The following is a 14,537-nucleotide window of genomic DNA, read 5'->3' on the forward strand; positions in this document are numbered from 1 at the left end:
ATCACTAATTACTAAATATTTCTCACTCCTCACTCTTTTGCAGCGCTGTTAAAATTGCTTGAGAGTCACTGACAAAACCAAAGCATTGTTTAACGTTGTACAACGTCGCCTGCCAACAATATTCAGGAGAAGTTGTCGCGGTGCAGTCTTTAACTAATACGCAGTCATATCCTAAGAAGTTGGCATCACATAAGGTAGTTAGCACACATTGATCGGCATTAACACCAGCAAAAAATAATGTTGTCCTTCCCAAATTCCGCAAGATACTATCTAAGGGTGTATCCCAAAACCCACTCATGCGGTATTTATCCACACGAATATCTTCGGGTATCTGTTCTAGCTCGTTTACTACTGCCGCTGCCCAACTACCTGCCATGAGTACTCTAGCACCATTGCTTGGTAGTGGATCGCCCAATCCCACACCTTCCCCTGTGGGATTATAGACGTGGCGCGAATTAGCACTAATATTGAGCAAGTCGGGACGATTACCCCAATTTATCCAAATGACTGGAACGCCAACCTCACGCAGTTCTGGAAGTAAGTTGTTCAAAGGTTCAATAGGCTGACGCGCTGGAGTTACGTCTACACCGATATGCGCTAACCAACCATCAGGGTGACAGAAGTCGTTTTGCATATCAATGACAAGGATAGCAGTCTTTGCCAAGTCTAGGCGCAGGGTTTTAGTTTCTGTTGATAAGATAACGGGTTGTGGGGTCTTTTGAGGACGAGTGATATCTGCGATCGCATCATTCACTGTCCACGCATTTGGTGCAACTCCCAATGTCCGTAATGGTAAATTCATAAAATTCCAGTACCCAACACCATTTTCTATTTTGTAACTTGAAATTCAAGTCAAAATACAATTACTTAATCAAGGTTAAATATGGTAAATTTCACTATCCAGAATGTTTTGATTGCCGTCAGTGATGATTATGCAACGGTAGATGTATAGATTGTAAATGGTGCAACCGTAGCCATTTTCCCAATCTACAAGTAATTGGCTCTGTCATAGATGGCAAAAATAAGCTATTATTACGTGGCTTTTTCAACGCCCACACCCACTCATTAGAGATGTGGCCGCGAGGAATTATGAGCGTTTCTTTCGGTGAGTCTGTATATTTAGATAGCTGCTGATTGCTGTTATCTTCATCGTTATGTCGTTGTGTGTATCTTTACATAGTGAGTACATTTCAGGATTGGTTCTGGGAAATCAAAGAGTGCAGACAAGGGCCTCATTACTATTTCAACGCTACTTTTGCTCTATCTGATGCTGAACGCCTTGCTGCTTTGGTGCGCCAGCATCCACTGTCTGGTTTTGAACGCTGCCACTTTGTTGGCAAATTAATCAATGCGCCATGTGAAAACTCCAATACTCCAGGTTCTTACGATTTGTATGTTGACCAGAGCAACTATGCTGAAGTAGTGTCGGGTATACAAAAAGATGAACCTATAGTTACTGTTGCACACTATACCTGGCAAATCATTGGTGTTTGCGATCGCAATTTTGGCATCGAGTCTGGTTATGGTGGGATAACTGGCACAGATAACCAAACTGACACTTCATTGATTGTGGCGCTGGCGCAGTCACCAGAACTCACTTTAGTTGATTGGAGAATCGTTTCTGGGGGAGACGGTTACGCATCGGTGTTTTTTAGAAGTGGCACTTCAGCCGCAGAATTGCTTGCTTACTTGCAGATACAGCCCGAAAAGCCTGACTTTGTACAAATAGAAAAAGAGTTACGTTTAGCTTTATCAGATCCAGCATTGTCTAAAATTTATCGCTTGGGCGAGTGTAAAATCAATGGTTGGCAGCTGGAAGCGATCGTTTTGCATAACATTGAAAAAACCACAAGCTATGGTGGCGAAGGATGGGACATGACACCACACACCAGTGAGCTTTCTAAAGTCGCCCAAATTGTTAGCGATAAGTGCAAAGTTCCGGGTTGCGCAGGGGGTGCAGCACACGCGCCAAATGACTTCTACACACTCATTGGCAGCCATCTTAGCTTTGGCTATCCGCGCCAAGAGGCGTAGTTTTAAATCGGAATTTGAATCACAAATTCTGTACCCTCTCCTTGTACGGAATTAACATCTAGAGTACCGCCATGTTTTTCTACAATAATTTGCCGGGCGATCGCTAATCCTAATCCTGTACCTTTACCGACAGATTTAGTTGTAAATAAATGGTCAAAAATCTTTTGTTTAACTTCATCAGACATTCCCATACCATTATCTTGAATGTAAATTAAAACTTGATGTTTGTCTTCACTAAAACAAGTTTTAATCTCAATTTTATTATTAATATCGTGAAAATTATGTCCAATATTAGACTCCTCTAAGGCATCAATGGCATTTGCCAATAAATTCATAAATACTTGATTCAGTTGCCCAGGAAAACATTTGACTAAAGATATATTCCCGTATTTTTTAACTATTTTAATTTTTGGATGTAGTTCCGATGCTTTTAAGCGATGCTTCAGAATCAAAATTGCACTATCGATACCATCGTGAATATTAAAATCAACTTTATTTTCTGTATCTGCTCTGGAAAAGGTTCGCAAACTGTTGCTAATACTCCGAATTCGATCGATACCTAGTTTCATCGAAGAAATCATTTTTGGCAAATCTTCTCGGATATATTCTAGGTCAATTTCGGCAATTTCTTCTTCAATTTCTACACCCGGATTCGGAAACTTTTCTTGATAAAGCTCGATGAGATGAAACAAATCTTCAACCAAATCAACAGCAGGTTGAATATTACCTGCAATAAAGCCTACAGGATTATTGATTTCGTGGGCTACACCTGCAACTAAATTACCTAATGCTGACATTTTCTCATTTTGCACCAGTTGTAGTTGCATTTGTTTTAAATCTGTAAGCGAGTGTTCTAATTGTTGGGCATTCTCTTGCGATCGCTGATAGAGAGAAGCATTTTCTAAGGAAATAGCAGCTTGCGAACACAATAAATTGATTACTTGGAGTCTATCATGGGTAAATACTCCGGCAATGAGATTATTTTCTAAGTAAAGGATGCCGATTAACTTCCCTTGATGGAGAATGGGGGTACACAGCAAACTCTTGGGTTGTTGTCGGATAATGTAGGAGTCGGAGGTGAAGGAATTGTTCGCAGTCGCATCATCAATTACCAATGTTTCTAAGGTGCGTTTGACATAGTTAATTGGAGTTAGAGGAATATCTTGGCTAAACTCAATGGGAATAGATTGCAGAATAGTTGGCGCTTTCTGGAATGTTGCGATTGCTTCGATCGCCCAAACATTATCCTTAAGTAAAATTAAAGCAGATTTTTTCGCTCCGGTATTCTCCATCACCACTTGCATTAGTGTCGAGAACAACTTTTCTAAATGAATTTCGCTAGATAGTGCGTGAGAGGCTTTGAGAACACTTGCTAAATCTAAAGCTTCGGAAATGCTGGTGCTACTAGATGAAATTGTTGCACCAGCATTAAAACTAGACAGAGGCATTTTATTATGGAGAGTAGATGCTATTTCTGTGGAATGGAGGCGAATTGTTTCCGATTGGAGAATCGGGGCGAGTAATTGAGGATAACGTTTTTCTAAATCATAAACTTTGGCTTTAGCGCCCCAACGAACATAGCAGTAGTAAGCGTTTGTCAGATAGGTTTGGGCAATTTGCTCTTTACCCCATCCTAAATAAAATTTGGCAGCGAGTTCGTGAGCGAGAGCTTCTTCTTGGATATATTCGTTTTCTTTTGCTCCTTGAATGGCGCGATCGTACATTTCCATTGCTTGAATATATTCGCCGAGAATACGATAGCGTTCAGCCTCCACTAAATGAAACTTATGTAAATGATTCATCGGCGCATGATGCGCCCAGTTCTGGATTTTTTCCTGATTGGCTGTAACCCTTTTGAGAATCAATACTTGCTTATCTTCAGAAGCATCATAATATACGGCTAATTGGCTCAGAGAATCATAGAAATGAAATAGAGCAAGGATAATACTTCCAAGAAGACTTTCTAAATAATTCTGTACTAAATCAGCATTTTCAATAGCATGAGTATAGTCAGCAAATAAATAACAAAGAACCAATTTATTAAAATACAACGAACAAATCATAGTTTGATCGTTGCCTTGGAGATGAAGCGGCAACATGGTTTCTTCATTGTAAGCATCACCGATTAAGCGGCAAGGGTTTTGATTTTTTGAGAGTAAGTTAAGCACTACTTGCCGATAGAGTTCATTTTTATGTAAGGATGGTTCTTGACGAATTTGTGCGAGTCCTTGACTATAATTTCCTATTTCCTGTGCTAGAGAAGATAATTCTTTACCAGCAAAATATGAACTCAAAGAATAATTACATGCACAGTAACCTGCAAATTCTAAATCTCCTATTTCTACCCCGCTATAATAAGCTGATTGTATAGGAATTAAAAGTTCATTAAGATGCTTTTTCCAATGATTCAAACAGCCATAAACAATCATATATGTTTTAGCAATGAATTCTTTAGCATTTAATTTATCTAATAGTTTTAGACTTAGTTGACCGAATTGATAACCTGAATCAATATCTCCTACAATCCCGCCAAGAATCAGCCCATAAGATGAATATCCATAAAGCGAATTAGCAGTATTTCCATAATTGAGGGATAAATTAACCTGTTTAAATAATATTAAGGGATAGAGTTCTGGGATAACTAGATAAGCAGCAGCAGCAATATTTGTCAAAATATTCATGGCTGCTAACTTATCTGGCTCAGTCATTAATTTTAACTCTAGTAACCCTTCAATAGATTTACCATCTAAAGCTAATTGTGTCTCCTGTAGTCCACGGTTAATATCTTCTGGTGTTGGCTGTTCCGGCAGTTCTATTCCCAATATTTTAAGAACATGGAGTCCCGTTTTTATAGCTTCCCACATTCTGTTTTGTGCTACCTGAGATAAAATTCTGACTTCGTAGGCTTTGACTTGATCGATCAGTGTTTTGCCATGTTGTAATATTACTTGTATACATTGTTCCGTCTGTTCAAAATCACCGTTAAGATGGGCGACTTCGGCAGAGGTTGAGTATAGTGTTAATGCCAACTCATACTGATGTTGCCAACAATCTTCTGTGAGTAACTTAATTCCAAAATTTGTGTATTCTACAGCGGCTTCATAAGCAGTCGAAATTTTGGCTTTATGACTTGCAGTTAGGTTTAATTTTGCCAGTTCTTCTCGTTCCTCTGATTGAGTAATTAATTCAACTCCTAAGTTTAACTGATTGACTAATTTAAACAAATGTTCTTCGCGTTCTTCAAGCGAGATATTCCTCAACATTAATCGCCCAATTTTGAGGTGTACTGTCTGTTTTTGATTTTCAGGAATTAGAGAATAAGCAGCTTGTTGAACGCGGTCGTGCAAAAACTTGTAGGAGCAAGAAGTAGAATTGAGCATCGAAGAATCAGAAGTAATTATAGATTCTTCTAATTCCTGTTGATAAAACTTGTAAACTTCAGTTGTAGGAATGACTAAACCTTCTTGCAAAGCTTTCCATAAGTCTGCTGCTGTCTCTGATAGAGATTTTTCATGGACAATTGCAAGAGTTGCTAAGTCAAACTGATTATCAATAGAAGCTGCAAGCTGCAAAACTTTTTGAGTTGCTTCTGGTAACTTCTGCAATTGAAGCACCATAAACTCTACCAAATCATTAGTAAATGTTAATGCTTTAATCTGAGCAATATCACATTGCCAATGACCCATATCAAAGTTATAGTTAATTAACTTTTTTTCGTGCAAAAATTTGAGGAATTGATTAGTGAATAATGGGTTTCCTTGAGTTTTTTGATATATTAATTCTGTGAGGCTTTGGGTAATTGGTAGGTTACATTTAAGAGTATCATTAATTAGATGATTTGCATCTGTGCGCTTAAGATTTACTAATGTAATAGTATTAAGACAATCTCTATATTTATGAATTTCTCCTAATGTTAATATTAACGGATGTCCTGGATAAACTTCATTATCCCGATAAGCACCAATCACTAACATATAGTTAATTTCAGCTTCAATCATCAGTAATTGCATCAACTTCAAAGATGCTGAGTCTGCCCATTGCAAATCATCGATAAACATCACTAAAGGATGCTCTTTGGTTGTGAAAACTTGGATAAATTTCTGAAACAGTAAATTGAAACGATTTTGTCCAGCAGTCCCTGAAAGTTCAGAGACTCGCGGTTGTTGCCCAATAATTTTTTCTAGTTCGGGAATAACTTCGATAATTACCTGAGCATTTTCACCTAAAGCTGTTAAAATTGCGACTTTCCATTGTTCAAGTTGAGCATCAGTTTCACTCAGTAATTGCCTCATTAAATCTCGAAATGCTTGGACAAAAGCTCCCAAGGGAATGTTGCGTTGGAATTGGTCATATTTCCCTTTGATAAAATAACCCCGTTGTCGCACAATGGGTTTATGAACTTCGTTAACAACGGCAGTTTTACCAATACCAGAGAAACCTGCTACTAAAATCATTTCTACCCCCCTTAGTCCCCCCTTGCTAAGGGGGGATTCAGGGGGGTTAGCTACTCTATCAAATGCTGCGAGTAAGCTTTCTACTTCTGCTTGCCGACCATAGAGCTTTTCTGGGATGATGAAGCGATCGCAAATATCCCGCACTCCTAACTCAAACAGATCGATTCTGCCAGTTTCTCGCCACTGACGCCAGCAAATGTCTAAGTCATACTTCAACCCCAATGCACTCTGATACCTATCTTCGGCGTTTTTTGACATCAGTTTGCCGATAATTTCAGACAGAATTGGCGGAATGTTGGGATTGAGACTATGTACCTGTGGAGGAAGCTTTGCCAAGTGACAATACACCAACTCCATCGGTTCATCTGTGATAAAAGGTAACTGTCCGGTGAGGAGTTCAAAAAAGGTGACACCCAAAGAATAAAAGTCGCTGCGATAGTCAATTCCCCGGTTCATTCGTCCGGTTTGTTCGGGAGAAAGGTATGCTAACGTCCCTTCTAGAATATTTGGATTAGTCAGAGTTTGCGTTTCTCTGGAAAGTAAAGAGGCAATACTAAAATCGATCAGTCTTATGTCTTTTGTGGTAGGGTTAATCAAAATATTGGCGGGTTTGATGTCTTTGTGAATCACCCGATTGTGATACAGCCCATCAAGAATTGAGACAATTTGCAAAGCAATATGAAAAAATGCCTGTAACCCATCAGCAGTTCTCCCCATCCCCTTATCTCCCCACCTCAGCATTTCTTCTTGGAGAGAAATGCCACCCAAGTCTTCCATAACTAAGGCATAGCTGTTTTGATAGTTCTCCAGGCTATAAGTTTTAATAATGCCGTCAATATCTAGATTTTTCGCAATGGTGTACTGATTGCGAAACCGCACGAGTTCGTAAAATGTCGGATACTCACGTCGCAACAGTTTAATTACTACCGGCTTTTTATCTGATTCTCTAATACCGCGATGCACTAGGGTTTTAGATCCCGAATAAATTAGCTCATGTATTTGATAACCGATCAGCGCCACCATAGTTCTCTTTTTCCTCCAAGGTTAATTTTTTCCTGTTTACATTGATTGTTCCTATTAATACAAATGTGCTTAAGGTTTGGGAAGACTATTTTGTAACAAGATATGAATGTGCGTAGGCGTAGCCCGTCGTAGACATCGCTAAATTCTTATTTACAGGATCAAAACTCTGGTAATTGACTACAAAACCACAAAAAAAGGCAGATTTTGTGTATGCTCTGTGACTAAGTGCCTTAACAATACCTTCCGGGAGTAAACATGGAACGCGCCATCTCTGCGTTGGGAATTTTAGTTTTTCTCAGTATATCCTACGCTTTCTCTGTTAATCGTCGTGCGGTGCGTTGGCGCATAGTCGTATGGGGTTTGGGATTGGAATTTTTGTTTGCACTTGTGATTCTTAAAACTCCTTGGGGTTTAAATGTGTTTAAATCTCTGGGAGATATTGTCGGTCAATTTTTAGCATTTTCTGATGTTGGTGCAAAATTTGTCTTTGGAGAAAATTTTAAAGATCATTTCTTTGCTTTCCAAGTGCTGCCGACAATTATCTTTTTCTCTGCTTTTATCAGCGTCTTGTATTACTACAGCATTTTACAACGAGTCGTAAACGTGATGGCGTGGGTAATGATGAAAACGATGAAAACATCGGGTTCTGAATCTTTATCTTGTGCGGGTAACATCTTTTTGGGGCCAACAGAGTCGGCACTGATGGTTAAACCTTATATAGCGAATATGACGCAATCGGAACTCCATGCCGTAATGACGGGTGGTTTTGCCACAATTGCGGCGGGAGTACTAGGAGCATATCTTTCCTTTGGCATCCCAGCAGAACACCTAATTGCTGCTTTTTTTATGACTGCTCCCACTTCGTTGGTGGTATCAAAATTACTTTACCCAGAAACAGAAGTATCGGAGACGGCTGGCAAAGCAAAAGCATATATAGAAACCAATTATGTAAATGTAATTGATGCTGCTACCACTGGAGCAATTGACGGCGTGAAGCTAGCAGTTAATGTTGGGGTGATGATTATCGCCTTTTTAGGGTTATTGGCTGCCCTGAATGCACTTTTGGGATGGTTAGGGGCATTTGTGGGCTTACAGCAACTCTCATTACAGTGGATTTTGTCTTTTTTGATGGCTCCCGTGGCGTGGCTAATGGGCGTACCTTGGGCTGATTGTCGGCAAGTTGGGGCTTTATTGGGTACAAAAACAATTTTGAATGAGTTTATTGCTTTTTTGGATTTAAAGGGACTAATTGAAAGTGGAAAAATCTCTCAACGTGCAGTAATTATTACAACTTACGCATTATGTAACTTTGCAAATATCGGTTCAATTGGTATTACCATTGGTGGCATTGCGGGGATAGCACCTAATCGGCAGCATGACTTAGCTCGCATGGGTGTAAGGTCAATGATTGCTGGATTGTTAGCGGGTTTTATCACCGCTTGTATTGCTGGGATGTTGATTTGAAAAAGTTAGAGAGACGCGATAAATCGCCGACTCCAACTGTCTTTAATTTTGAAGTAATGAGTAATAAGTAATAAGTAATGGGTATTACTCATTACTCATTACTCATTACTCATTACTCATTTATTGACAGACTACTACTCATCTGTAGAGTAGAACTGTTGGGCGTAAAAACGGGCATACCGTCCTTCTTGAGACAACAGGGAGGTGTGAGTACCAGCTTCAACCACCTCTCCTTGTTCGATTACGAGAATGCAGTCAGCTCGACGAACGCTGCTCAAGCGATGGGCGATAATAAACACGGTACGATTTTGCATCACTCGTTCTAGTGCTTCTTGAACTAGTGCTTCTGATTCAGAATCGAGGGCAGAGGTGGCCTCATCCAGGATGAGAATTCGAGGATCGTTGGCAACTGCTCTGGCGATCGCTAATCTTTGGCGTTGTCCTCCCGATAGGTTAACTCCACGCTCTCCCACCCAGGTATGATAACCCTGAGAAAACTGGGTGATAAAGGAGTGAGCGTTAGCAATCTTTGCTGCTTCCTGAATCGCTGCTAAATCTAATTTTTCCTGACCGTAACCGATATTTTCAGCGATCGTTCCCGAAAAAAGAGTAACATCTTGGGGAACGATGCCAATTTGATGGCGCAGGCTGGTGAGTGTAACGTCGCGGATATCAATATCATCGACCAGAATTTGACCCCTCTGAGGGTCATAAAAGCGAAGTAAAAGGTTAATTAACGTCGATTTGCCTGCTCCAGAAGAACCAACCAAGGCAATGACATCACCAGGAGAAGCGTTCAAGCAGAGATCCTTAAGCACTGGCTGGTCGGGATTGTAGGCGAAATCGACATGACGATACTCTACCTTGCCCATAACTCGTGGCATTGCCTGAGCATTCAATTTTTCGCTGATACTAGGTTCCTTCGCCATCAGTTCAAAGATGCGTTCAACAGAAGCTTCGGTCTGTTTGTACTCGTTGTAATTGCTAATTAGCATGTCGATTGGCTGAATCAGTAAAGCCACAGCAGCTAAGAAACTGATAAACCCTTGAGTGGTTAGTTGTCCCTGAGAAATCTGCCATCCTCCTAATAAAAACAGCAGTATAATACTAACTGCTTCCAAAAAACCGACAACGGGAAACTGAATGGATTTGAGTTGTAGAGCGCGATACTTAGCTTGGCGATTGATTTCTGCTTCTTTATTGAATCGCTTTACTTCATATTCTTGTGCTCCAAAAGCCTGAACAACGCGAATTCCGCTAAATACTTCAGTTAGCATCGCCGACAAATTGGAAACCTGATTTTGGCTCTGGCGAGATAGCACGAGTAATCGCTGACCAAATTGCCCGATCAACCAAGCCATTAAAGGAGCCAAAATCAAACCCGCAAGAGTGAGCGGCCAATTCAGGTAGAGCATGTAAATGGGAATCGCAATTAACTGCAACAAATTGGAAAGAAACTGATGGGATAACTTGTCTACAATTTCGCCGACGCGATCGATATCTTCAGTTAGACGATAAGTCAGGTCTCCCGTCTGTGTCGTTTCAAAGTAATCTAATCCAAGTTTGTGCAGGTGAGCATAAACCCGCTTACGCAAGTTTAAAACCATGTTCAGAGTAGCAGCGATCATAAAGACATTCTGCCCGTATTGACAAAGCCCTCGAACAAAAAATACCAAAGTGGCTAGTCCGAGCCAGTAGGCAATCTGGTTAACATTTCCCTGACCAAGATTAAAAGCGACCTGACCTGCTAAATAGGGCACTGCTACGGTGAATAACACAAATCCTAAGATACAAGCCAATCCCCGGATTAACAGCGGCCATTGGGGCCAGAGATAAGGCAACAGTTGCCAGTAACTAGAGCGGACTTTCATAGGTAAGTAAGAATTCAGGAGTCAGGAGTCAGGAGTCAGGAGTCAGGATTCAGAATTGAGATGCATTACGGCGTTAGCCTACCACACCATGTTACCCAACCGTGCCGACTCCTGAATTCTGACGCAATATTCTACTCAGTTTCTCCTAGAGAGTTTAGTAGAAAGCGGGCAATTCTCTCAGATGCGCCGGGTGGGCCAAATCGCTCAGGGCCATTTACTTTGCACTTAGCGAGGTAGTCTGAATCTTGTAAAGTTTCAACTACTCGGTTAGCTGCTTGCTTGAGAATCTCAGGGGTTGCTGGCTTAGTGCCGATGGTTTGAGCCGAAATGCCCGACAGGCGCGTTTGCGCTTCTGCAAATTGATAGGTAAATTGAGGGCCCTCTCCGGGAATCTGGATGATCGGTTTCCCCATCGCTACAGCTAGATCCACTGCCAACCCTGCCATACCAATGACGAGGGTAGAGTAATACAAGATATCACTGAAGGCATCTGAGTAACATCTCACTTCTACAAGCGGTGATTCCGCAGCAGAACTTCCTGGAGGATAATAGGTGAGTATGCCTTGATTCAGTTGCCAACCTTGACTTTTAGCAATGTCGTCTAATTGCTCCATCAAATTTGGTACTAAGGCAGCGCGAAACTGGAATCCTGACTCAGGCATCACCTTGGCGATTTCTATCACCAGTTGCAACTGCAAGCTGAAATTTCGCGCGGCTTCCGGCATCCGCGATCCTGGTAAGATTGCGATCGCAGGAATATCCGGTTTCAGGTACAAGTCTTTGCCAGTGGGGACAACGCGATCTAAAGCCGGAATCCCACCAAACCTAGCCTTAGCTATACCTTGCCGTTGGAGATCCGAAGCCGTATAGGAATCTCTAGTAAAAACTGCCAGACATCGGGAAGAATTAAGATCGTGCCACAGCAGTGGATTAATACGCAATTGCCCTTCATAGAGGGCAGAAAGACAAGAGATAAACGAAACGAAGGGACGCTTTGTTAAGTAAGCAAATGTTTGGGAGACAAAATCTCCAGTAGACATAATTAAATCGCAGTTAGGAGCATACTGCAACACCGCTTGTAATTGTCGCCACGTTAACCCAATCAATCCCGATTGAAAGTCTTTGAGCATATAGAGGCGCTTCATGTAAAAGAATCCGCCAGAGGGCATTGTTTGTGTGGGACCAATAATGGGAATATCCAAGCTGCGGTAAGCTCTTCCTTCACCCACAATCGGCATTGCCGCCATTTCAAGAGAAGGACACAATTGGCGCAGGGTCTGAATAACATGAGAGGTATGGTTGTCCTCTCCGTGGCCGTTACTGATAAACAAGATTCGCTTAGAAGGCATCTTGGGGTTTGGATAAATCTAAAATGTTTGTTTGGTGAGATTTTTAACCTACATTGGGTGAGTAGGCTAAGAGATTGATAGTATTTTTACTATTGAGAGTTTGTAATTTTATAGACAAATCTATAAAGTTACTTTTTCTGCTGTAAACCGGAATGGAATTACTCTTAATCCCTGTTTTGCAGACGCTAATCTATCAGAGAATACAGTATTAGGAGTACAAGCGCTATGGTTACATCGATCTGAGTTCAATTCAAAAATGCAGTAATTGTTGCAACTTCTGCATTATGTAACTTCTTGGCAAATATCGGTTAAATATTCTATTTTGTTAAAATTCAAATTCTTTGTAGATACTCAGGTGGCACGCGATCGACTAACCAAACACCATTAGCAGAACAATAAAAGATGTAACCTGCCTGATGCATTGCCGCAGTATTTACAGCAAAAACCACTGGTTTTCCATGTCTTGCACCAACAGTTTGTGCTGTTTCTATATCCTTTGATAAATGGACATGATGCCGGGACATTTTGCAAAGTCCTGTTTGCAGAATTAACTCTACAGATTTATGTCCCGTGCCGTGATAAAGCTCATCTGGAGGAACAACAGCTTCTAATTGTAAATCGACTTTTACACTATGTCCTTGGTTTGCACGAATAAGATTACCTGTAGAATCAAAAGAAAAGCGTTGTTTCTCATTTAATTCAACTACCACTTGTAATTCCTCGCGGGTAATCGGAAACTTATTTTGCGCACAAGCGCTAAGTAAGTCATCAACAGCAACCCAACCACCAGGAGCAAGTTTAATGCCAATGGCATCCGGTGTATGTCGCAGATATTTGCTGAGATATTTGCTGATTTTGACGAGGCGAGAATCACTCATTTGATTAAGTAGTCATTGGTCATTGGTCATTTGTCATTTGACTCTGATGTTGCAGTTTAATTGTGGTTAGCATATTTATACTACAATTTATAGTTTTTGTAGCACATAATTTTTATTGATGGTTTTATTTTGTGTAAATTGACAGAATTTGTCTTCCGATCATAGCTAATGCCACTCCAACGATCGCAATGAGTGTCACCTTTCCACCAGGAACGAGTGGTTGATTTGTGCTATCTGAGTTTTCTTGTTCTTGACGTTGCTTCCAACTCATTAACGCCGGAATAATTCCACCAAGAACTGAAATACTAAATGTTCCAGTGTAATCTAGGGCAGTAAAAAAGATGCTGGGGTTAAGCGTTCCCAGAGTCATGGGAGGGAAAAGAACCAGCGAATAGAGAGGTAAGCGGCTAGAAAGTTGCCACTGTGCAGGTAGGAAAATATCTTTGAACAAATCCAGCAACCCGTACACAAATCCAATGAATGATGTGACGATCGCAAACTCTGAAAAAATGGATACTAGGACTCCTAACCATTGCCCCGCACTACCTCCTCGGAGAGTTTGTAGTGGATCGAAAACACTTGTACCATCAGAAGCGCTATGTAGCATATCGGGACTGACGCTTCCTAAAATTACGGCATTCCACGCCAAGAACATAATCAGAGGAATTACAGAACCAATAAAGATGGATTGACGAATTTTGCGCGCATCCCCTTCGAGTTGCGTCACAACCAGCGGCACAACGTTTTGGAAAAACAACGCTACAGACATGACTGAAATGGCACTGCCGAGGGCACTCCAGTTTTGAAATAATAGTTGGGCACTCTGAATATGCCTTCCTCCCAGAAATAATAGTCCTAAGAAGGAAACGATGACAATTCCGACAAAGGCGCTGTTTAATTTCTCAATAAACTTTTCTCGCCCAAGATACATAATGCCACCAAATAAGAGCGTGAAAGCCATTGTGCCCATCCACGTAGGCAATATCTGCATACCCCAGAATTTTGTCGCCGCCGTTCCTAAAATCTCTCCGCCTTCGGTGATGTATGCCACCAACAGAGCATAGTGCATGAATAAATATGCACCGCCAGCAATTCGCGCTCCCACCTTACCAAGGATCTTTTCAACAACTCCTAAAAAACCTATACTTGAAAGCCCTTCTGTTCGCATCGTGTTTAAGGTAACTTCTGCAACCAATAACCCCGAAACTAAAGCGTAGAGCCAAACAGCAATGAGTCCAGATGTGGATGGTACAATACCAGATGGCAGGGTAACGGCTGGTAGAGCCAGAATCCCAGCCCCAACAGTGGTTCCTGCAATCAATGCAGTACTTCCCAATACACTACCCGGTTGATGATTGAGTTTTTTTCCATCAAATTCCAGATGAGAAAACAACCGAGTGACTTGCTCTGAATTTTTTAGAACGGTCTTTATGGGAACCATACTGAATATCCGTACCTAAACAA

At 41.0% G+C, this 14,537-nt stretch carries 8 protein-coding genes and 1 pseudogene; 3 read left to right on the forward strand and 6 right to left on the reverse strand.

Annotated features, from left to right (window positions below):
* Positions 1-22: 22 nt before the first annotated feature.
* Positions 23-802 carry a cysteine hydrolase family protein gene (locus AC1F2U_RS12755; protein ID WP_480261442.1) on the reverse strand — a complete coding sequence of 260 codons (780 nt, stop codon included), beginning with the start codon at positions 800-802 and terminating at the stop codon, positions 23-25.
* Positions 803-883: 81 nt separating this feature from the next.
* On the opposite strand from AC1F2U_RS12755, the pseudogene AC1F2U_RS12760 reads away from it, so the two are divergent.
* Together AC1F2U_RS12760 and AC1F2U_RS12765 are read left to right on the forward strand one after the other, a co-directional pair.
* A pseudogene (locus tag AC1F2U_RS12760) lies at positions 884-1,098 on the forward strand (amidohydrolase); the annotation flags it as partial.
* An 81-nt stretch (positions 1,099-1,179) separates the two neighbouring features.
* Positions 1,180-2,034, forward strand: a complete 855-nt coding sequence (locus tag AC1F2U_RS12765) for a hypothetical protein (protein ID WP_480261443.1) — start codon at positions 1,180-1,182, stop codon at positions 2,032-2,034.
* Positions 2,035-2,036: 2 nt separating this feature from the next.
* Here AC1F2U_RS12765 and AC1F2U_RS12770 read toward each other — a convergent pair whose 3' ends face one another.
* Entirely contained in the window at positions 2,037-7,511 is a 5,475-nt protein-coding gene (locus AC1F2U_RS12770) for a trifunctional serine/threonine-protein kinase/ATP-binding protein/sensor histidine kinase (protein WP_480261444.1), read from the reverse strand.
* A 255-nt stretch (positions 7,512-7,766) separates the two neighbouring features.
* Between AC1F2U_RS12770 and AC1F2U_RS12775 the strand changes: the two genes are divergently transcribed.
* The gene (locus AC1F2U_RS12775) at positions 7,767-8,975 is read left to right on the forward strand and encodes a NupC/NupG family nucleoside CNT transporter (protein WP_480261445.1); all 1,209 of its coding nucleotides are present in this window, start codon (positions 7,767-7,769) and stop codon (positions 8,973-8,975) included.
* Positions 8,976-9,109: 134 nt separating this feature from the next.
* Here the strand turns inward: AC1F2U_RS12775 and AC1F2U_RS12780 are convergent, their stop codons facing one another.
* From AC1F2U_RS12780 to AC1F2U_RS12795, 4 genes are all read right to left on the reverse strand, one after another.
* A complete protein-coding gene (locus AC1F2U_RS12780) occupies positions 9,110-10,846 on the reverse strand; it encodes an ABC transporter ATP-binding protein (RefSeq protein WP_480261446.1) in 1,737 nt (578 codons plus the stop codon).
* A gap of 131 nt (positions 10,847-10,977) precedes the next feature.
* A complete protein-coding gene (locus tag AC1F2U_RS12785; RefSeq protein WP_480261447.1) occupies positions 10,978-12,195 on the reverse strand; it encodes a lipid-A-disaccharide synthase-related protein in 1,218 nt (405 codons plus the stop codon).
* A gap of 332 nt (positions 12,196-12,527) precedes the next feature.
* Entirely contained in the window at positions 12,528-13,073 is a 546-nt protein-coding gene (locus AC1F2U_RS12790) for an RNA 2'-phosphotransferase (RefSeq protein WP_480261448.1), read from the reverse strand.
* Positions 13,074-13,197: 124 nt separating this feature from the next.
* Positions 13,198-14,514: an amino acid permease gene (locus tag AC1F2U_RS12795; RefSeq protein WP_480261449.1), complete on the reverse strand. Its 1,317-nt coding sequence runs from the start codon at positions 14,512-14,514 to the stop codon at positions 13,198-13,200.
* Between the last annotated feature and the right edge of the window lie 23 nt (positions 14,515-14,537).

The organism is Nostoc sp. LEGE 12454, assembly GCF_056620565.1.